Raw genomic sequence first — 19,617 nt, 5'->3', positions numbered from 1 at the left:
GGGGGGGGGGGGGGGGGGTGATCTCTCCACTCGGATACTGTTGGATGTGGGGAGACCGTCACCCCACCCCACCCCGCTACGCATTTCGCTGCGCTTCATGCGTACCGACCCTCCCCCTCCAAGGGCCCCTCCAAGGGAGGGTAAGATCTAACCCCGCGGCTTCGCTTCCGCGACGCCACCGTTCTGCCGCCTCCGATGGAGCCACACCGCCACACCGCCCACGATCGCCGCGGCCGCCACCGTCAGCATCCAGATGTGCTTGCCGATATGGCCGTGATGATGCAGCCCGGCATATTCGTGCAGTGCCGACACCGCCAGCACGCCCGGCAGCACATGCGCGGGCGCCCAGACCAGGATCGCCGGGATGTTCACCGCATAGAACTTCGCCGGTGCCATCCCGAGCGCTCCCGCCGTGACCGGCACGAAGGCGCGGATCGGCGGCACGAAGCGGGCGAAGAACACGGCCCAGGTGCCGAAGCGGTGAAAGAAGCTCTCGCTCTCGGCGACCACGCGCGGGTAATTGGTCAGCGGCCAGGTGTCGAGGATCTCGCGCTGCTGCCGATGCCCGATCCAATAGGCCGAGCCGTCGCCGAGCACGGCGCCGCTCGCTGCCGCCAGCAGCACCCATGGCAGCGCCAGCTCGCCGCCCGGAACCAGGGCGCTCAGTGCCAGGATGATGGTCGAGCCGGGAATCACCGATCCCACCACCGGGACCGCCTCGAGCAGCGCCGCCAGGAACAGGGTCAGATAGGCCAGCCACGGATGGGCGGACACGAAGGCGATGAGGGGATCGAGAAAGGACGTCACGTCGTCTCTGGCGGGCTGGAGCTCTGGGCTTTGGACCCTACATAACTAACGTGATGCGGCCAAAGTGCCATCAGGACGGGGCGGACAAGACCCGCCCGAATTTGGGCGTGATTCGCAAGGCAGCCCTCCAAAAACTGCGTTCCTTGCCTATCTAAATGAAAAGACAACGGAACTTTGATTGAGGGGCGGGCTTCTGCCGGCCACTTGTCTCTGATAGGTTGATTTTCAGCACCCAGCCGCAGCCAACGTGCGAATAACCGGTTTCGGGACCGCCCGGGACCTCGGAGGATTGATGACGACCGCCGCCATGTCCAAAGTTGAGGAAGTTTCCGGTCTGCCCGACATGAAGGTGTCGGTGCGCCAGGTGTTCGGGATCGACAGCGATCTCGAAGTGCCCGCTTATTCCGAAGTCGATCCTCATGTGCCCGAAGTCGATTCCGACTACCGCTTCGACCGCGCCACTACGCTTGCCATTCTCGCCGGCTTCGCCCGCAACCGCCGCGTGATGGTGACCGGCTATCACGGCACCGGCAAATCCACTCATATCGAGCAGGTCGCCGCCCGCCTGAACTGGCCCTGCGTGCGCGTCAACCTCGATAGCCACATCAGCCGTATCGACCTCGTCGGCAAGGACTCCATCGTGGTCCGCGACGGCAAGCAGGTCACCGAATTCCGTGACGGCATCCTGCCCTGGGCGCTGCAGCACAACGTCGCGCTGGTGTTCGACGAATACGACGCCGGCCGCCCGGACGTGATGTTCGTGATCCAGCGCGTGCTCGAAGTCTCGGGCCGCCTGACGCTGCTCGACCAGAACAAGGTGATCAAGCCGCACCCGGCGTTCCGCCTGTTCGCGACCGCCAACACGGTTGGCCTCGGCGACACCTCGGGCCTCTATCACGGCACCCAGCAGATCAACCAGGGCCAGATGGACCGCTGGTCGATCGTCACCACGCTGAACTATCTCAGCCACGATGAGGAAGTTGAGATCGTGCTGGCCAAGGCCAAGCACTATCGCACCAGCGAAGGCCGCGACATCGTCAACAAGATGGTGCGCCTTGCCGACCTCACCCGTAACGCCTTCGCCAACGGCGACCTGTCGACGGTGATGAGCCCGCGCACGGTGATCACCTGGGCCGAGAACGCCGACATCTTCGGCGATATCGGTTTCGCCTTCCGCGTCACCTTCCTCAACAAGTGCGACGAGCTCGAGCGTCCCCTGGTCGCCGAATTCTACCAGCGCTGCTTCAACGCGGAGCTGCCGGAATCGGCGGTGAACGTGGCGCTGTCCTGAGGCAAAAATGGTGTCGTCCCGGACAAGCGTAGCAAAGCGCAGATCCGGGACCTCCGCGCGAGCGCTTGCGCTCGTCGCGATAACCACAGGCCGTGGTTTTGCGAAGATTGGGCCGTCAGTGTGCTCACTAACTGCTCCCTGTGGCTATGGGTCCCCGCTTTCGCGGGGACGACGGTGAGAGCGAGATGACCACCTCCAACTCCAAATTCCGCAGCACCAAGGAAGCGCCGACCGAGCCGTTCAAGCGCTCGGTGGCCTCCTGCCTGAAGGCGATCGCGAAATCGCCCGAGCTCGACGTCTCCTTCGCCGCCGAGCGTCCCGGGCTTGCGCCCGGCAAGGCGCGTCTGCCCGAGCCCGCGCGGAAGATGACCAAGCGTGACGCGGCGATTGTCCGCGGCCACGCCGATTCCATCGCGCTCAAGATCGCCTGTCACGATGCCAAGCTGCATCGCAAGCTGATGCCCGGCAATCCGCAGGCGCGCGGCGTGTTCGAGGCGGTCGAGCAGGCCCGCGTCGAGGCGATCGGCGCGCGCCGCATGGCGGGCGTTGCCAAAAATCTCACCGCGATGCTCGACGATCATTTCCATCGCGGCAAGTTCGACGAGATCACCGACCGCGCCGATGCGCCGCTCGCGGACGCGCTGGCGATGCTGGTGCGCGAGCGCCTGACGGGCCTTGCGCCGCCGACCGCCGCCAAGAAGATGGTGGATCTCTGGCGTCCCATCCTCGAAGACAAGATCGGCAAGCGGCTCGACCGGCTCGACACCCTCGTCGAGGACCAGACCAGGTTCGGCGATGCCGTGCATGATCTCCTGACGGCGCTCGAGCTCGGCGACGAGCGCAATGCCGACAGCGAGGACAATGACGACAACGACGAGAACCAGGACGGCGACAACGACCAGTCCGGTGCCGAAGGCTCGCCCGATTCCGATGCCGCCCAGGAGATGAGCGCCGACCAGGCGCAGGCCTCGAGCGAGGAGATGAGCGAGAGCGCGATGGAAAGCGCGCAGGCCTCGACGTCGGACACGTTCGACGACGGCGAGCTCGGCGACGACGAGACGCCGGGCGAGGCGACGCGCCCGAACCAGCACGGCAAGAACGAGCCGCGCGGGCCGGAATATCACGCCTTCGCGCCCAAGTTCGACGAGGTCATCGCCGCCGAGGATCTCTGCGACCATGACGAGCTGGAGCGCCTGCGCGCCTATCTCGACAAGCAGCTCGCGCATCTGCAGGGCATCGTCGCCCGTCTCGCCAACCGGCTGCAGCGCCGCCTGATGGCGCAGCAGAACCGCGCCTGGGAGTTCGATCTCGAAGAGGGCATTCTGGACCCCGCGCGCCTGTCGCGCGTCGTCACCGATCCCTATCATCCGCTGTCCTTCATGCACGAGAAGGAGGCGACGTTCCGCGACACCGTGGTGACGCTGCTGCTCGACAATTCCGGCTCGATGCGCGGACGTCCCATCACGGTCGCCGCGACCTGCGCCGACATTCTGGCGCGCACGCTGGAGCGTTGCGGCGTCAAGGTCGAGATCCTCGGCTTCACCACGCGCGCCTGGAAGGGCGGGCAATCGCGTGAGGCGTGGCTTGCCGCCGGCAAGCCGGCCAATCCCGGCCGCCTCAACGATCTCCGCCACATCATCTACAAGTCCGCCGACGCCCCCTGGCGCCGTGCGCGAAAGAATCTTGGCCTGATGATGCGCGAGGGTCTCTTGAAGGAGAACATCGACGGCGAGGCGCTCGACTGGGCGCACAAGCGCCTGCTCGGCCGGCCCGAGCAGCGCAAGATCCTGATGATGATCTCGGACGGCGCGCCGGTCGACGATTCCACGCTGTCGGTCAATCCCGGCAATTATCTCGAGCGGCACCTGCGCCACATCATCGAGGAGATCGAGACCCGCTCGCCGGTCGAGCTGATCGCGATCGGCATCGGCCATGACGTGACGCGTTACTATCGCCGCGCGGTGACGATCGTGGATGCCGAGGAACTCGGCGGCGCCATCACCGAGAAGCTCGCCGAGCTCTTCAGCGAGACCAACACCGCACCCACCCAGCCGGCCGGTCGCCCGCGACGCAAATTGCATTCGTGAGCAAGCACTCATCCCGCCGCAGCTTTCTCAGGCACGCGGCGGCGGGATTTTCCACTCTCGCCCTCTCGCGCGGTGCGCTGGCGCAAGCCGCGGCCGAGCCGCCGGCACGTCCGCTTCAGGTCGAGAACGCGGTCGTCGAGCCCGTCAGCGTCGAGGTCAACGCGCGCGCCATTCCCAATTTCGAGCCGCGCGACCGCACCCGCACGCGCTTCGGCTCGCTGGAATATCGCAGCGGCCTGGTGCTGACCTCGCGCTATCGCGGCTTCGGCGGCTTGTCCGGCATCCGGCTCGACGCCAAAGGCGAGCGCTTCCTCGCGGTCTCCGACCAGGGCGGCTGGTTCACCGGGACCATCCGCTACGCCAATGGCAAGATGGTTGGTCTCGACGACGTCGAAGCCGCGCCGCTGCTGGGAGCCGAGGGCCGGCCGATCACGGAAAAACGCATGTGGTGGGATTCGGAGTCGCTCGCGCGCGACGGCAATTTCGTCTATGTCGGACTCGAGCGCGTCAACCAGATCCTGCGCTATGATTTTGCCAAGGGCGGCACCCGCGCCCGCGGCGAGGTGATGCCGGTGCCGGCGGGCGTGCGCAAGCTGCCGTCCAACAAAGGGCTGGAAGCGCTGGTCGTCGTGCCCCAGGACAAGTCCAAAGGCAAAGACCAGAACATGCCGCTGGCGGGCACGCTGATCGCCTTCTCCGAGCGTGGGCTGGACGCAGACGGCAACCTCACGGCCTTCCTGATCGGCGGCGCCACGCCCGGCCAGTTCAGCGTGCGCCGCACCGAGAAATACGACATCAGCGACGCCGTGCTGTTGCCCTCCGGCGAGCTTCTGATCCTCGAACGCAAATTCTCCTGGTTCACCGGCGTCAACATCCGCATCCGGTCGTTGCCGCTGAAGTCGATCGCGCCGGGCGCGCTGGTCGACGGCCCCGCGCTGTTCGCCGCCGACCTCGGCCACGAGATCGACAACATGGAAGGCATCGACGCCCACGTCACGGCTGAGGGCGAGACCGTGCTGACCCTGATCTCCGACGACAATTTCTCGATGCTCCAGCGCACCCTGCTGCTGCAATTCACGCTGGCGGAGTAGGCCACAGCTCTCAAACGCAATCTCCGCCGTCGTCCCTGCGCACGCAGGGACGACAGCGGGGGGTGGAGCTGACAGCGGAGTTGGTCGCTGTCACCGAACATTGAACGCATCCGTATCACGCTGCGACACATCGTCATGCCGCTTCGCCGCGTCCTCGCCGCCGCACTCCTCCTCATGCTTGCCGCGCTGCCGCGGGCGCACGCGACGGCCGAGCACAGCTATGAGAAGGGTGAGTACGGCATCGTCGCGGGCGGGTGGGCGCCGAACAAGCGGCTGGCCATCGCCGTCCATGGCGAAGGCGAGGGCGCGCATGACAAATTCCACGCCTATCTGATGGCGGAGCCGGGCCATCGCAGGCTCGACGTGCTCGACAATATCAGCCACGAGAACAATCTCGACACCGCGTCCGACGCCTATTACGCGGCCTGGTCGCCGGACTCGCGCTATGTCGCGGTCTCCTTCCGCACCGAGCGTCACATCATGACGCTGAACGTCTACGCGATCGAAGGCAAAAGCGCCCGGCTGATCCAGACGCCGGACCTGTTCCGCAAGGCTGTGGGCCGCACCGTCGTGGTCAAGACCGACGGCGACATGCGCACCTATTTCCCCGTGGTGACCTGGCGCGGCCCGCGCCGCTACGATCTCAACGACTACCGTCTGTTCGTCGAGGACGACCAGACGCTGGCCGCCACGCTCGGCGATCTCGGCAGCGTGAGCAAGCGCGACGACGGCCGCTACACCATCGAGTTCGCCGCCCGCGCCACCATCACGCTCGGGCGCAAGCATCGCACCCGCATCGGCCGGCTCAAGCGCGGCGATTTCTGGCAGTAGCGGGCCGGTCCGCGCTCTCATGACGCGGCCAATGCATGGCCCCGCGGGCGGCCATGCTGCCCGCGCAACTGGCAATTCCCGCCTCCGCCACTACACTCCATGCAATTGCTTCCATCCCCATCCAGCCGGAACTCCCCCGCATGAGCGCCCTGTTTTCCCCGATCAAGCTGCGCGGCCTGACCTTGAAGAACCGCGTCGTGGTGTCGCCGATGTGCCAATATTCGGCCGACGACGGCGTCGCCAATGACTGGCACTTCACCCACATCAACAATCTCAGCCTGTCGGGCGCGGCGATGTTCTGCATCGAGGCGACCCATGTCGAGGCGATCGGCCGCATCACGCCCGGCTGCCTCGGGCTCTACAGCGACGCGGCCGAAGCTGCGCTGAAGCAGATCCTCGCCTCGGTGCGCAAGCATTCCAGCACCGCGATCGCGATGCAGCTCGCCCATGCCGGCCGCAAGGCCTCCAGCGCGCGGCCCTGGGACGGCGGCCAGCTGATTCCCCAAAGCCAGGGCGGCTGGCAGACGGTGGCGCCCTCGGCGGTGCCGCACAAGGAGGGCGAGGCCGCGCCGCTGGCGCTGGACAAGGCAGGCCTGACGCGCATCCGCGATGCCTTCGTCGACAGCGCGAAGCGCGCGGAGCGGATCGGCATCGACGCCATCGAGCTGCACGGCGCGCATGGTTATCTCATGCATCAATTCCTGTCGCCGATCTCCAACAGGCGCACCGACGAATACGGCGGTTCGCTCGAGAACCGCATGCGCTTTCCGCTCGAGATCTACGATGCCGTGCGCGCGGTGTTCCCGCACGACAAGCCCGTGGGCATGCGGGTGTCTGCGACCGACTGGGTCGAGGGCGGCTGGGATCTCGAGCAGACCATCGCATTCGCGAGCGCGCTGAAGGCGCGCGGCGTCGACTGGATCGATGCCTCCTCCGGCGGCGTCTCGCCGCTGCAGAAGATCCCGCTCGGCCCCGGCTATCAGGTGCAGTTTGCGGAAGCCATCAAGCGCGAGACGGGATTGCCCACCATCGCGGTCGGCCTGATCACGGAGGCGAAGCAGGCCGAGGAGATCGTCAGCAGCGGCAAGGCCGACATGGTCGCGCTCGCCCGCGGCATGCTCTACGACCCGCGCTGGGCCTGGCACGCCGCCGCCGAGCTCGGCGGCGAAGTCGAGGCCCCGCCGCAATATTGGCGCTCGCAACCCTCCACGCAAAAGGCGCTGTTCGGCAGGACCACGTTCGGCGCGCGGTGAGGGGCATGTGGGGCTATGGCGGCGCCACCCGCCGCTGTCGTCCCTGCGCACGCAGGGACCCATACCGCGTGATCTCTCGATGATCCGCGCTGTGCGTTGACAACTTTAACTAAGAGCGTTCGCCAAACCACTCCCTGTGGTTATGGGTCCCTGCGTGCGCAGGGACGACGGCGGTGAATGTGGCGCGCCCTTCGTCTCTATCGCATCCGCGCCCCTCACTCACCCCTCCGTAAATCTCCTCAGCTTCCACGCACCGCAAAACTGGCCTAACCTTCCACCAGTCGAGGCAATGGAGGCCCGTCATGCGATATCCTGTCCGCAAAGCTGCTCACATCTTCGAGCGCGTGGGTCTTGCGATGGCGGGCGCGGCCTGCGGACTGTTCATCGGCGCCTATGTCGGATCGGCGATCCCGCAGCTCACCACGCAGGGCTTTCTGCTGCTGATGATGCTGCTCGGCGGCATCGGCTTCTATCTCGGCATCGACACGCCGCAGATGCCGTTCGACGACGCGCACAGCCACATCGACGCCGCCGAATTCCTCTCTGCGGCGGGCACGCTGTTCGCAACGCTCACCGCCTTCGTCTCCGTCGCCGTCATCGTGCTGCGGCTCGATCCGCACCTGGGCTGGACCTGGCTCGTCTTCATCGGCTGGCTCGCCGGCGTCGCCATGCAGATCGTGGCCGGCGCCAAGGCGCGGATGCGGAAGTAGGGCTCTTCACCCTCCAGGGGAGGGTAAGGAAACTCAAAACACCACGCCGACGCGCGAGCCGCGCTTCCAGGCGATGCGGCAGCGCTTCCTGGTGTTGACGTGCAGCAGCTCGAAGCGATCGGGGATGTTCACCTGTCCGCCGAGATCGACGCAGGCCCCGCCGGGCGAATAGTCGATCAGCGTGCAGTTGATCACAGGCGCGCGCGGGTCGGTGATGATCTTGGCCTGGCGCGACACCAGGCCCGAAGGTTTCACGCGGGCAAATCGTCGCGGATGGTTTGGCACGTCTCCTCCAGCTCCGCTGTCTCGCGGGGATCGTGCCGATGATGGACAACAGATGATGCGATCCGGCTAAGGCGCGCGGGAGAATTTTAATGAAAAGTAGCGGCGAAGGCGGAAAGTGGCGGTAGCGCCGTGCAAATCCTACCTCTGCGTCTGCTTCTTGCCGGAGCGGTTCTGCAGACAATTGGCCGGCGAACAATACTTTCGGTGTTTTGCGTAAGCCGATCCGTCCATCGCGCAGCTTCCGGTGGGACATTGTCCGCCGTCAGTGCTCATTTTGGCTGCTGGACTGTGCATCTGAGATTGAGACCGCGCCTCGCCCGCAAGCACCAGCGAAAACATCAAAACTGAAACAACTGCGAAAGTCCTCGGCATTTCCGGCTCCCTTGATTCAAGTGTCAGGTCAGACTGCATCCAAGCATTCATTCAGAGGGAACGCATCGCTCATTGGGAGCATGCGCCTTGCGCCTCGCCCGTGGGACGCCCCTATCGATTTGAACTGAAGCGAGTTCGAAGCACGACTGCAGCGACATTGCGTGACCACAGGATACTCTCGTCGCTTCTTTCTCTGCCTTGGGGTGATTCAGCACGTCGGCCGCCGGCTGCACCAGATCCTGGCTCTTTCCGGATCCATCTGCTGAAGGGCTCTTGCATAACATCCCGTGATCGGGCCCATGCATTTCTGGTAGGTGCCATTGGATAGAGCAGCATCAGCACGCGTGACGGCGGAGGACGAAGCGGGTCTTGCTTCGCGCTGCGGCACCTCCGGCCTGCTCTTTGCCACAGGCGATGCTCCCTTCTTATCGCACTCATTCTCGTCGTTCAGGACGTAGCCCTTGCGGCAGGTGATTTTCGTGCAGCGGTCCCCGTCTGCACGGAAACCGTTCTCGCAGATCAGCGGGCATATTCGTCCGCTCCTGCTCTTGACGGCGTCCAGCGCGTCGGTCGTGGCGACGCTCACATTCAGTTTCATGCCGGCGTGCTTGTTGAAGAGGTCGAGGGCCTTCCGCGAGGGCTCGTCCCAAACGCCGTCGACGACTCCCACATTACACCCCACACGGCGCAACTCGGCTTGCAGCGCGCGAACCGTATCCACGCTGGCCGGCTCCGCCTCGACGGAAGGTGATAGAGCCGCGACCTGCTGGGTCTTTTCTCGCAGGGCCTTTTCTCGAAGCGCCTGGTCCTGGGCCGCCTTCTCCTGCGCCGCCTTCTCTTGGGTCACCTTCTCCTGGGCCGCCAGACGGGCTTTTTCGGCGGCAGCGGCCTTGTCCTGTTCGATTTGCTTGACCTTCTCGGCAGCGATGCGGGCCTCTTCGGCGGCTTTTGCAGCCGCGGCTGCCTTTTTAATCTCGAACTGTCTTGCCCCTTCCGCAGCAAGTCGAGCCCTCTCCTGCTCGGCAAGCCTCGCCTTTTCAGCGGCGGCTGCCCGCGCCTCTTCTGCAGCGATCTTCTTCGCGTGCCCCCTTGCAAGGTTGGCATAGAAACCATCTGGATATTGGGACAGAAAAGCATCCCAGCCATCGCGGGTCCCGAGTTGCAGCGCCAGCTCGTAGTCTCTCCGGATCGCCGTCTGAGGATCGCCTTGCGGTCCCGTTGCGGCCGGCGCCGCGGGGACAAGCGATAGATCATCGCCTCCAAGCGAGCCGTAGAGATATGGCTCCTGCTTATTGGCGGTAGACTTCAGAACTTCGTCACGCACGTAACCGAAAGCTTTTCGAAGATCCAGGCCAGGCCTGGTGACGTGGTGAACCATCGCCGTCGTGAACGGACTGTTCTTGCCGTCGCCGTCCAGCGCTGTCGAACCTGCCTTTGATGCGAAGGCAATCAGGGTGTTGGGGCTCGATGGCTCTACCTTTGCGAGGCCGCGTCCAATCGCCCTGGAGGCGAGGGTCCGCTTCATCGCCTTCGAGAACGGGCTGTCACGGCACGCGTCGAGAACAACCAGCCGCAGCTTCTTCGCAGGCTCGATGGCGACCAGCACCCGGTCGAGCGACAAGGCTTCGTCATAGATGTCGGTGTCGCGTTCGAGGGCGGCATCGATTGGAACGAGATAGTTGACCCCATCCACCTCGATGCCATGCCCCGCATAGTAGACGACCGCAACCTCGGCATCGCGGGACTGTTCGATGAAATCGCGCAGCGCCCGCCTCATGTCGGCGACTTTCAGGTCGCGACGCAGGTCGACGAGATCGAAGCCCGCAGCCTTCAAGGTTTCAGCCACGAGTGTCGCATCGCTGGAGGGATTGCCGAGCCGCGCAACCTTTTCATAAGCCGAGTTGCCGATGACCAGGGCCACGCGCTTCTCGGCAAGCGCCGATCCCGCCCCCAGTCCAACAATCCATAAAGCCAATAAGATTTTTCGAAATAGAGCCATCGCCAGCCTCAGGCCGCCTCGAAGATTATCTGCATGCCTTTAAGGTTGCAACGGCTCTGTGACCGCCGTCACGCGACCTGGGGTGAGGATCTGGCGTCGGCTGGTCAGGTATGGCTTTGGGTCATTCAATGCCTACTCGTCCGTCAAGCTACGCCCGCCCTGCGGCTCGCCGGGCGAGGGCGAGGCCGCGGCCTCCGTCTCCCCCGCAGCCTCCGCGTGCCCCGGCCCAACCGGCATCGGCACCGTCACGTAATCCTTCGGCATGTTCACCGGCCGGTAGTCCGGCTCCACCGCCATCCGCTTCAGCACGCTCTCATGCACATTGGCGCCCTCGGGGATCAGGCGCGGCTCGCAATCGGGGATGTAGAAGCCGAGAAACACCTTCCGCTCCGGCCACTCCCGGTACTTCGCGCGCTTCGGAATGAACTCCAGCAGCCGCCAGGCGAACGTCATGGAATTGTGCAGCACCCCCGTTTTGCCGGTGTAGGCCGGCGCGACATACTGGAACGGCGAGTTCTTGCGCTGGATGCCCCAGGCGAGCTGCTTCACCGTCGCCGGGTTGAAGTTCAGCCCCGCCTTCTCGGCTTCCGCGATCATCCAGATCAGCGGATATTTGGAATCGCCGCTTTCGGCCTCCGGATAGCCGCCGCCGACGTCGCTGTGCACGCCGGCGAACCACACCTGCCAGATGTCCTGCGGCACCTTCTTCTCATCCGGCACATAGCGGTTGCTCCAGAACTCCTGCGGCTGTTCGTACTTCTTCAGGCGGAACATGCAGCGCCGCTCGTCGATCGCCATCGCCTGCCGGAAGATCCTGACGCTCGGGTTGCGCAGCGTGAAGGCGAGCTCCTCCAGGCTCGGCCAGAACAGCCGGTCGGGCCGCGGCACGATCACGCTCGCCACCGTGTCCCACACGCCGATGAAGTGGATGGTCGGCCAGCGCGTCGAGGTGATGCGCGCGAACTGCGCGGCGAGGTCGAACGCGTCCTTCGGCAGCGGCCCCTGTTCGTCGAAGGCGACGTCGCTGAGGTCCTCGACATCGTTGCCGCGCCCGGTGCCGGAATATTGCTTGTAGGCGACGAGGCCCGAGCCGGCGAGGTTCGCCTGCTCCGGCCGGATCAGCCCGATCTTGTGGATCAGCCCCGCCAGCACCCGCACCGTGTAGGCCCCGCGCGAAAACCCGAACAGATAGATGCGGTCGCCGGGCGCGTAATGCTCGACCAGGAAGCCATAGGCAGACAGCACGTTGTCATCGAGCCCGTAGCCGGTGGCGAGCCCCAGCACCAGATTGACGTTGGCCTTCAGCCGGTGCCACGTCGTCGGCTCCGTCACCGTGCCGACCCCGGGATCGTAAAACACCATCTGCCGCGGCTGCGTCTTCTCGGTCTTGCGCAGGCAGCGATACAGCTTCAGGACGTTGGAGATGTTCTCCGAAATCTCGTTGCCGGTGCCGTCACAGCAGATGACGAGGTTTTTGGGGGTGGGGTGGTCGGGATCGCGCGCGTGATCCATGGGATGTGCCTCTGGGGGATGCTACCGGGGCGAGTATAGCGGAAATGCGGGAGAACTGCAGCCGACCTCATCTTTAAGGAGCCAATCTCCAAAACAAACGAAATCGAGACTTAACTTTTGTGTCGGTTGACACGGCGATTTGGCACTGGCCTCTTGTCGTCAAAGAAAGGGAATCAGAAATGACTGCATGCGAGTGGCCAAGCCTTACGAGCTTTCTAAGTTGGCTTGCGCCAATAGTGAGCTCTTTCTTTCCTTGGCCATTTCTCATTTTAGTAGTTCTCTTTTTGAGTCCCATTCGGGACGCGCTGAATACTTTTGTGGCAGGCTTCGCTTCTCTGCCGCGGGCAGTTACTGCAATCAATGTAGCTGGGCTGAAACTGAACTTGGATCCAGCCAAGGCAAAGGAGGTCTTGAGCGTAAGCAGCGAGTTGGTAAACGCTAACTTCGATCGCGTGGTTGGTAGTGAAGTGGAGCGATTGAAGATTTGGAGTAAGTTCGAATCAGTAGTCAAGAAAGCTCTTGATCCGATTGTTGATCAAGCTCTGATTGCGGGGAAAGATCGACCGCAGTATCGCGTTACGATCCACATGCCAGATACACTTCAGCCCGAATCGCTATATCAGCTTCTGGAGTATTATCCTCTTGAGCCCCTTTCGGACACGCGCGGTAGAAGAAAGTCGATTCGTTTCGGAGCGATCGGTAAGGCTTGGCGCCTGCAGAGATCTGAATACTCAGACACCGTGCCAACAAAACGAGAAGAGTTGATTGAGCATTGGGGCATGACGAAGGAGGAGGCCGAGCAGGCTGGGCGCGGACGTCAGACATTTCTTGCCGTGATTATCCGCGACAATGCCCAAGTTCCTTTAGCAATCTTCTATATGGACGCGTTGCCGCCTCGATTGCTTGGTTCTCGGACAGCTTCTGAAATTTCAGATGCTATTCTAGCAGAATGCGCGTCTTCTAAGTTAGTTGAGAATCTTGTGAAGGTTCGAGCGAAAATGGAAGAGCAGGTTGCACGACCTCAGCTTAATTGATCGTCAGTGGAATAATCGAGAGGATTTCCGATAGGTCTAGGACCCTATGAGCGCCCTGAGGCAGCGCAAGCGAATTCATTTCGATCTGTTCCCAATTCCGGACGGAGAGCAAAATAGCGTTGAAGCCTGCCAAGCGAGCAGGAATTATATCAGACCGTAAGCTGTCCCCTACGACCCAAGAAAGGCTGCGGTTGACATTGTACCTATCGGCGAAGCGATCGAAAACGCTCGCGTCCTTTCGGGAAACAATTTCGACCGCGTTGAAGTGGTGAGAGTACGCGAAATGTCGAAGGCGCTGTTGCTGTACCCAATGCTCGCCCGCAGTTAAGATGCCAAGATGGTAGGAGTTGGAGAGCTTTTCTATAATGAGTTCCAGTAACTGGTGCGCCTTAGCGGGTCGAAAGAAGACCTGTTCGGCTAAACCTTTCACGCGGAGTCGATCTTCGTTGGACGCGTTAGGCAAGAAGTGTATCAGGGTCCGTTCGAAAGAAGCTGGGAAACGCTCGGCCGAATATCCGAATGTCTCATACAATTCTTTATCGATGGCCTGCTGAGCTTCCTCAGCACGAATCGGCTCTATTCCGTGGGCAACTAAAGCTGCGACGAGCGCGTCACGCGCTTCGTCATATAAGGCTTCGGTCGCCCATAAAGTGTTGTCAGCATCAAAGATGACCCAAGGGTCCATTGGGCGCTATTTTCTCAAGGGATCTTACTCTGCCTTTAGCACGCAGGGTCACGGCTTGGAAAACGAAAGGATCACTTCGCGGCGCATTCTTGTATCCAAGGAGTCCGCCGTCAGATGCCTAGCCGGAGGGGGCGGAAGGTAGCGTCGGTTGGCCGGGAGGGTCCGTGCGCGCCTTCGCTCGATGTTAAGCCCCGATCTCTCTGCGACCGCAGCGACAATCTTGGCGTTCGGAATGAATGTGCCCCGCACGGTATTTTCGCCAACGACATATACGGCCTTCCCGCCGGGCGAAAGTACCCGCGCTGCTTCGCGCACAGCTTGTAACATGTCATCTACATAGTGAGCCAGAACAGCTTCATTTCGGGGGGAGAGCTTCGGTGTTAGTCGCAACTCGGAGATGATTTCTTGAATGCTTCCGTCTTCACGAGCAGCCTGATCGCCGCATTCCGTACCCACGCTCTCTGTGCGGATGTTGCTGAGTTCGCCGACCTTGTATCCCATCCAAACCAGCGAGAACTTGCTACAGCGCATGTAGTCGATCGCATTCAGGTAGGGTGGGGAAGTCAGCACTAGATCAATGGATCCGGCCCTTATTGGGAGGTTGCGAGCATCGCCCAAGAGTGGGCGTGTTGCTGGTCCTCTATTAGGTTCATCCTTAGCAATGCAGTTCTTGAGAACGTGCTCGACTGCGGCAAGAAATTTGTTGAACGGTTTGATTGGTGCCGTCTCAAAGGCCCGATGAGGGCGGCTATGCGACAGATCCATAGCCAACGATGCGCCGGCCTGTTTAGTGATTATGAGACGTGAAAAAGCGCACCATAATGCGTCTCTTACGGGCGCGCTTTTTACGTCAAAGATCGCTCCTGCGAGCGAACTCAATTGGCGACGAGCATAGTCGTCGAACCAATAGCGAACGAAGCGACGGGTCTCCATATCCGAGTTTCGCGGGTAGGCATTACCGATACTCCGCGTAGGGAAGATGTCTTTTGCTTGCTCTAAGGCACGAATGGCGGTCCGCCTAACTTGAGAGATATCTACCGACGTCGTCCAAACGCGAGCGAGTAGAACAGCAAGCGGGTCGATATCGATGCCTATCGCGGAATGTCCACTTGCCCGTGCCATCGCAAGTACCGTTCCAGAGCCCATCATAGGATCGAGGACTCGAATTCTATCTTGCTCGTTAGTCAGGATGTCGAGTGCGATGCCGGGGGCCATCCTGGCTGGAAATGGATGAACCGGGTCGCGCCCGAGCGCCTGTTGTATGGTTTTCTTGTAAGTCTTGCTCATGACTCTTCCCCATCTGGGGGCGGGGCTAGGGGGATAGAGAGATGGACGGAGATTTTGCGGCGGGAAGAATTTCTAACCCGAGGCATAGCGCTCGCGTCCTCGTGTCTTGAGGGTCTCGGGAATCAAACCGATTCCTCTCGCGATCTTATACTTCAGTTCTCCTCGGTTCCCTGCCAGCTCGTATTGCGTGCGAGGTGACCTCGATATGCTAACCCACGCGTTCTCGCTCTCTTGGAAGCTAACGATGCTATGCAGATCAGCCATGGAAAGTGTCACAAGGCCATCTGCCTCGCATACAAACACCATGAAAGAATCAGGGAACTTATGTTCTAGGTCAAGCAGGTCGGCTGCCTGCTCAATGGTGAAGGTGAACCGCCAAGGAGACATGCGTTTGGATGAGTGCTTTATGTAGACTCCAGCGCGACCATTCATCACGAACGCGTTGATTCGTCCTTCACGCACGAACGGCCGAAACGACACGGACATGGAGTATTCGTTCTCGACAGCTAGCTGACGCAGAACAACGCCTTGATAGAATTCGTATTCATCCAACATTTTTGACGTTCTTCAAGAAACTGATGTTGCCATCGAATTTATAGATCACTCTCGCCTTGTTCTTCTTGTTGCGGAATATTTTGAAGTGATGAACGGCTTCGGGAAATTCGCGTTTGACTTGGCCGAAAAGACCCTTCTTTCGTTCGATCTTTTCGTGGTCTGCGTCTTTCATTCCTTCGATATCGCTCGACTTGTGAAGCGCTATAGAGGCCGGTCCCTTCGGAAGAATCCTCTGTACGTAGCGAAGCAAATAGTCGGGAAGGGCGTCACTGCCAATTCTTTCTTGCAACCGCTTCAGACCAATAATGGGGTCGTTGCTGCCTGCAATAATCTGTTCCAGGTCGGTGGAGTAATCAAAGATTGGGAACGTCATTTCTCCCTTATCAAGGAGTACGTTGGCCTTATCAATGCTGTTCGAAGAAACGGCAGAGATTCTTTGATCAGCTAGCCAGACAGGGGAGCCCTTCTTCGTCTTGATCGCTTCTAAAGCCAGTTTGTGGAAAGCAAAGCAGCGTTGCCAATCGAGATAAAGCTGCTGGGGAATTGTCAGCTCAAAATACGGAAGATGTTTCTTTCGCGATCCGAACATTCGAGCGCGTTGAATGTATGTGTCTTGCTGGATCTTATGTTTTGAATCTCTCGTGAAGAACATCGAAAGGAGATTGTCGAATGTAACGCCTCGCGACACGATGTTCCCACCGATCACGAACGTGAACATTGCTGCAGGCGAGGTTGCAGACTTGAAGTCGACGTTTTTGTCTCGCTCACTGTTCATAATGACAGTGCTAGTTTGGTCGCAGTTCTTCACGATATAGGCGAGAATGCTGCTGGATTGTTCTGGTCCGTACAGCTTCGTGGCGATCTTATCTATTTCGTGCGTATAGGCCTCGAATTTCTTCGAGTGAACATCCGTCAACGCATTCATTACGTCGTCGATCGGCTTCTTGTCCGACTTATGATCAAGCTTCTTTCCGCTCGTGTGGATCAGCATAGAGAAGTTTTCGTCAGACTTTGCCCCTAAGTTCAGAGCGGCGACTCGCACAAGAAATCTGAAGATCGCTTCGCGAAGATATTTGGGGCTGTCGTCAGTGTCCGGCAGAGTATGAAGTGAGAATTGTACGTCCGTATCTAGCGGGAAGAAAATATCTTGGCCCGTATAAGCATCATGAGGCGGGAAATTGACCCATTTCTCGTTGTCGTTGTCGAACGTGTTGTTCAGGTCGAGGCGAGCAGGGGTCGCTGTGACGCCAATGTAGATCCCGTCGTGACTGATCAGCTTTTTGATCAGCGCGTTTATTCGGGTCACATCGCTCTTATTAATCAATGCGTTGGGCGTTGCGAAATCGGCTTCGTCATCGATAATGACCTTGCTGCCAATTTTCTCCAGCTTTTGGTTTAGCTTCGTGAGGTCGCTCGCATTCTTCTTACAAAAGATGACGTGGTAACCTGTCGAAAGGGAATACTCCGGGTCGATGACTTCAGAGAAGTTGCGAGCCGCAGGTGAAAGCTTCGACCGTTGGAAGCGATCTAGGTTTTGTTGAAGAAGCTGCACGCTGTCGTTTAGAAGGTGCACGACAACTCGATGGCCGTCGTCCAGCAGCCTTGCAGTGAGGCAGATCATCATCTCGGTTTTGCCGCTCTGCGGTTCGCCGTATATGACGAAGGATGTGGTCTTGCTGCTCAGGGTATCGCAGGCGCTGGAAACGGCCGCTTCAATACAGGACGTTTGCTTGCCTGCCGCCTTTAGGCGAGACAGCTGGGTTTGATATCTATCGCGCTGCTGCGCGATAGCCCGCAATTCGTCGACGTTGAGCCCCAATCCCATTGCCCCCTAGTTGAATTCTCATTTTCTACGATCATAGCGGGCAATGGATCGAGGGCAAGATAGGCAGAGGTATAAGGGCATTGGCCCCCAAAACAAAAACGGCCGGATCTTCCGATCCGGCCGCTACTCAAACTCTTACTCGGCTAAGCCTACGCCACGCGACGCAACCTAGCCCCCGCCCAATTCAAAAAATTCTTAGCTCGCCTTCTTCGCCGGCGCGGTGGTCGGGCCGACCTTCTTCTGGATGGCGCGCTTGAGCTCGAGGGCGCGCGGGGAGAGGGCGTCGGCGCTGGCCTTGAGCAGGTAGGCATCGAGGCCGCCATTGTGGTCGACGCTCTTCACCGCGTTGGTCGAGACGCGCAGGCGCACGTTGCGCTCCAGGGCTTCCGACTGGAAGGTCACGTTGACCAGGTTCGGCAGGAAGCGGCGCTTGGTCTTGATGTTGGAGTGGCTGACCTTGTGGCCGACGAGGGGGCCCTTGGCCGTCAGTTCGCAGCGGCGAGACATGGCTTCAATCCTTATCCTAAAACCCCCAACGATTTGCGGCCGCCATTCTGGGCGCCACGGGGGCGAATTCTCTGTCCTTGCAGGGAGCGGGCGGACGTATAGGGGGGAAGGGGCGGGACGTCAAGGTTTTGGGCGGTCTTTTCGCCTCTCCCCGCGTGCGGGGAGAGGCCGGAATGCGCGCGAATAGCGCGGATTCCGGGTGAGGGGGAGCCTCCGCAGGGGAGGTGGGACTGTACGGCCTCCAACTGCCACCGCACTTGCGGAGAGTCCCCCTCACCCCGACCCTCTCCCCGCAAGCGGGGCGAGGGGGCAGAGGCAAGCGGGGAGAGGCGAGAGATCACCAAAACGGCAATGTTTGTCGCGCCTTACCAACACATAAAGGGCGTATTCGCGCCCGAAGAGTCCGGTGGAGTTCCCTGGGACTCCAGTGGAGTTCCCTGGCGGACACGCCTGGACACATTGTCTGTCGCGGTTTTTGGCTTAAGTAACGGCCATCGCGCCCCGCTTTCGTGCTCCGATTGGATTGTTTCGTGCCCACAACGCCCTTTTCCGCGCTCACATCGCGCTTCGCCCGCCCGCGACTGGCCGGCTGGCTGGCGGCGGTTTGCGGGCTGGCATTGGTGTGGGGCCCGGCGCCGGCGGCGGCGCAGGGCAAGCTCGAGGCGCAATATGAGGCCTCGCTCGCCGGCATTCCCGTCGGCAAGGGCGCCTGGAACATCGAGATCGGCGACGACGTGTTCGCGGCGGCGGCCTCCGGCGGCACCTCGGGCCTGCTGAAATCCTTCACCGGCGGGTCCGGCACCGGTGCTTCGCAGGGCCGCGTCGTCAACGGCGCGCTGGTCGCGACCGGCTACCAGGCCTCCACCACCACCTCGAAGAAGACCGAAGAAATCCGCATCACGCTCGACAAGGGCAATGTGAAGGATTTTGCCATCCTCCCCGAGCCGCCGGTCGATCCCGACCGCATCGTCGTCACCGACGCGCATCGCCGCGGCGTCTGGGACCCCATGACGGCCTCGCTGCTGCGGGTGCCGGGCACTGGCGATCCCGTCTCGCCGGAGGCCTGCCACAACGCCGCGCCCGTGTTCGACGGCCGCATGCGCTACGAGCTCAAGCTCGATTTCAAGCGCATGGAGACCGTGAAGGCGGAGAAGGGCTACAAGGGCGCGGTCGTGGTCTGCGCGATCTATTTCGTGCCGGTCGCCGGCTACATCCCCGACCGCCCCGTGATCAAATACCTCGCCGCCCAGCGCAACATGGAAATCGCCTTCGCCCCCATCGCGGGCACGCGCATCCTGGTCCCGTTCTGGCTGAAAGTGCCGACGCCGCTGGGACCGGCCCTGCTGGAAGCCACCAGTTTCATCACGACGGCTCAGCCGCCACGCGTGGCGAAGACGCAGTAGGGCGGCGGTGGTGCCGTTAACCCTCCCCTGGAGGGGGAGGGTCGATCGCGCGCAGCGCGAGCGGGGTGGGGTGATCTCTCCAC

The 19,617-nt window shown here is 61.4% G+C and carries 17 protein-coding genes; 8 read left to right on the top strand and 9 right to left on the bottom strand.

The window, feature by feature from the left end; genetic code table 11:
• Positions 1-147: 147 nt before the first annotated feature.
• The gene (locus tag Q0743_RS19990; RefSeq protein ID WP_298243210.1) at positions 148-807 is read right to left on the bottom strand and encodes a DedA family protein; all 660 of its coding nucleotides are present in this window, start codon (positions 805-807) and stop codon (positions 148-150) included.
• A 292-nt stretch (positions 808-1,099) separates the two neighbouring features.
• Here Q0743_RS19990 and cobS point away from each other — a divergent pair, with 292 nt between their 5' ends.
• The 6 genes from cobS to Q0743_RS19960 all read left to right on the top strand — a co-directional run bounded on the left by cobS (position 1,100) and on the right by Q0743_RS19960 (position 8,070).
• On the top strand, positions 1,100-2,098 hold the full coding sequence (gene cobS, locus Q0743_RS19985) for a cobaltochelatase subunit CobS (protein ID WP_028139017.1): 999 nt from the start codon (positions 1,100-1,102) through the stop codon (positions 2,096-2,098).
• Between the two features lie 185 nt (positions 2,099-2,283).
• Positions 2,284-4,185, top strand: coding sequence for a cobaltochelatase subunit CobT (gene cobT / locus Q0743_RS19980; protein WP_298243209.1), 1,902 nt, complete (start codon positions 2,284-2,286; stop codon positions 4,183-4,185).
• Positions 4,182-5,276: an esterase-like activity of phytase family protein gene (locus Q0743_RS19975; RefSeq protein ID WP_298243208.1), complete on the top strand. Its 1,095-nt coding sequence runs from the start codon at positions 4,182-4,184 to the stop codon at positions 5,274-5,276. Before cobT ends, Q0743_RS19975 begins: the two co-directional genes overlap by 4 nt.
• Positions 5,277-5,411: 135 nt before the next feature.
• On the top strand, positions 5,412-6,107 hold the full coding sequence (locus tag Q0743_RS19970) for a hypothetical protein (protein ID WP_298243207.1): 696 nt from the start codon (positions 5,412-5,414) through the stop codon (positions 6,105-6,107).
• 140 nt (positions 6,108-6,247) lie between these two features.
• Positions 6,248-7,360: an NADH:flavin oxidoreductase/NADH oxidase gene (locus Q0743_RS19965; protein ID WP_298243206.1), complete on the top strand. Its 1,113-nt coding sequence runs from the start codon at positions 6,248-6,250 to the stop codon at positions 7,358-7,360.
• A gap of 302 nt (positions 7,361-7,662) precedes the next feature.
• The gene (locus tag Q0743_RS19960) at positions 7,663-8,070 is read left to right on the top strand and encodes a hypothetical protein (RefSeq protein WP_298243205.1); all 408 of its coding nucleotides are present in this window, start codon (positions 7,663-7,665) and stop codon (positions 8,068-8,070) included.
• Between the two features lie 33 nt (positions 8,071-8,103).
• Here Q0743_RS19960 and Q0743_RS19955 read toward each other — a convergent pair whose 3' ends face one another.
• The 3 genes from Q0743_RS19955 to Q0743_RS19945 all read right to left on the bottom strand — a co-directional run bounded on the left by Q0743_RS19955 (position 8,104) and on the right by Q0743_RS19945 (position 12,238).
• Positions 8,104-8,355, bottom strand: coding sequence for a PilZ domain-containing protein (locus tag Q0743_RS19955; protein WP_298243204.1), 252 nt, complete (start codon positions 8,353-8,355; stop codon positions 8,104-8,106).
• Between the two features lie 580 nt (positions 8,356-8,935).
• Positions 8,936-10,726 (bottom strand): caspase family protein, encoded by a 1,791-nt coding sequence (locus Q0743_RS19950; protein ID WP_298243203.1) that lies wholly within the window; start codon positions 10,724-10,726, stop codon positions 8,936-8,938.
• 132 nt (positions 10,727-10,858) lie between these two features.
• Complete coding sequence (locus tag Q0743_RS19945; protein ID WP_298243202.1) at positions 10,859-12,238, bottom strand: DUF2235 domain-containing protein; 1,380 nt, start codon at positions 12,236-12,238, stop codon at positions 10,859-10,861.
• A gap of 317 nt (positions 12,239-12,555) precedes the next feature.
• Here Q0743_RS19945 and Q0743_RS19940 point away from each other — a divergent pair, with 317 nt between their 5' ends.
• Entirely contained in the window at positions 12,556-13,272 is a 717-nt protein-coding gene (locus Q0743_RS19940; RefSeq protein WP_298243201.1) for a hypothetical protein, read from the top strand.
• Here the strand turns inward: Q0743_RS19940 and Q0743_RS19935 are convergent.
• The 5 genes from Q0743_RS19935 to rpmB all read right to left on the bottom strand — a co-directional run bounded on the left by Q0743_RS19935 (position 13,265) and on the right by rpmB (position 18,131).
• Positions 13,265-13,957, bottom strand: a complete 693-nt coding sequence (locus tag Q0743_RS19935) for an HAD family hydrolase (protein WP_298243200.1) — start codon at positions 13,955-13,957, stop codon at positions 13,265-13,267. The two genes, Q0743_RS19940 and Q0743_RS19935, sit on opposite strands and share 8 nt — an antisense overlap.
• Before the next feature lie 48 nt (positions 13,958-14,005).
• Positions 14,006-15,244 (bottom strand): hypothetical protein, encoded by a 1,239-nt coding sequence (locus Q0743_RS19930; protein ID WP_298243199.1) that lies wholly within the window; start codon positions 15,242-15,244, stop codon positions 14,006-14,008.
• 72 nt (positions 15,245-15,316) lie between these two features.
• Positions 15,317-15,799: a hypothetical protein gene (locus tag Q0743_RS19925; protein WP_298243198.1), complete on the bottom strand. Its 483-nt coding sequence runs from the start codon at positions 15,797-15,799 to the stop codon at positions 15,317-15,319.
• Positions 15,789-17,624, bottom strand: coding sequence for a Z1 domain-containing protein (locus Q0743_RS19920; protein ID WP_298243197.1), 1,836 nt, complete (start codon positions 17,622-17,624; stop codon positions 15,789-15,791). The genes Q0743_RS19925 and Q0743_RS19920 overlap by 11 nt, the downstream gene beginning before the upstream one ends.
• Positions 17,625-17,819: 195 nt before the next feature.
• Entirely contained in the window at positions 17,820-18,131 is a 312-nt protein-coding gene (gene rpmB, locus Q0743_RS19915; RefSeq protein ID WP_298243196.1) for a 50S ribosomal protein L28, read from the bottom strand.
• A 620-nt stretch (positions 18,132-18,751) separates the two neighbouring features.
• Here rpmB and Q0743_RS19910 point away from each other — a divergent pair.
• Entirely contained in the window at positions 18,752-19,534 is a 783-nt protein-coding gene (locus Q0743_RS19910; protein ID WP_367184927.1) for a DUF3108 domain-containing protein, read from the top strand.
• The last annotated feature ends 83 nt before the right edge of the window (positions 19,535-19,617 follow it).

This window comes from uncultured Bradyrhizobium sp., from assembly GCF_936943645.1.
Taxonomy (GTDB): domain Bacteria; phylum Pseudomonadota; class Alphaproteobacteria; order Rhizobiales; family Xanthobacteraceae; genus Bradyrhizobium.
This window is presented reverse-complemented; position numbering and strand designations above follow the sequence as displayed.

What these genes read in the sequence shown, in the direction of transcription:
- cobS (WP_028139017.1), top strand. Translation starts at nt 1,100, where the DNA reads ATGACGACCGCCGCCATGTCCAAAGTTGAGGAAGTTTCCGGTCTGCCC.
- cobT (WP_298243209.1), top strand. Translation starts at nt 2,284, where the DNA reads ATGACCACCTCCAACTCCAAATTCCGCAGCACCAAGGAAGCGCCGACC.
- Q0743_RS19970 (WP_298243207.1), top strand. Translation starts at nt 5,412, where the DNA reads ATGCCGCTTCGCCGCGTCCTCGCCGCCGCACTCCTCCTCATGCTTGCC.
- Q0743_RS19965 (WP_298243206.1), top strand. Translation starts at nt 6,248, where the DNA reads ATGAGCGCCCTGTTTTCCCCGATCAAGCTGCGCGGCCTGACCTTGAAG.
- Q0743_RS19960 (WP_298243205.1), top strand. Translation starts at nt 7,663, where the DNA reads ATGCGATATCCTGTCCGCAAAGCTGCTCACATCTTCGAGCGCGTGGGT.
- Q0743_RS19950 (WP_298243203.1), bottom strand. Translation starts at nt 10,726, where the DNA reads ATGGCTCTATTTCGAAAAATCTTATTGGCTTTATGGATTGTTGGACTG.
- Q0743_RS19945 (WP_298243202.1), bottom strand. Translation starts at nt 12,238, where the DNA reads ATGGATCACGCGCGCGATCCCGACCACCCCACCCCCAAAAACCTCGTC.
- Q0743_RS19935 (WP_298243200.1), bottom strand. Translation starts at nt 13,957, where the DNA reads ATGGACCCTTGGGTCATCTTTGATGCTGACAACACTTTATGGGCGACC.
- Q0743_RS19930 (WP_298243199.1), bottom strand. Translation starts at nt 15,244, where the DNA reads ATGAGCAAGACTTACAAGAAAACCATACAACAGGCGCTCGGGCGCGAC.
- Q0743_RS19925 (WP_298243198.1), bottom strand. Translation starts at nt 15,799, where the DNA reads ATGTTGGATGAATACGAATTCTATCAAGGCGTTGTTCTGCGTCAGCTA.
- Q0743_RS19920 (WP_298243197.1), bottom strand. Translation starts at nt 17,624, where the DNA reads ATGGGATTGGGGCTCAACGTCGACGAATTGCGGGCTATCGCGCAGCAG.
- rpmB (WP_298243196.1), bottom strand. Translation starts at nt 18,131, where the DNA reads ATGTCTCGCCGCTGCGAACTGACGGCCAAGGGCCCCCTCGTCGGCCAC.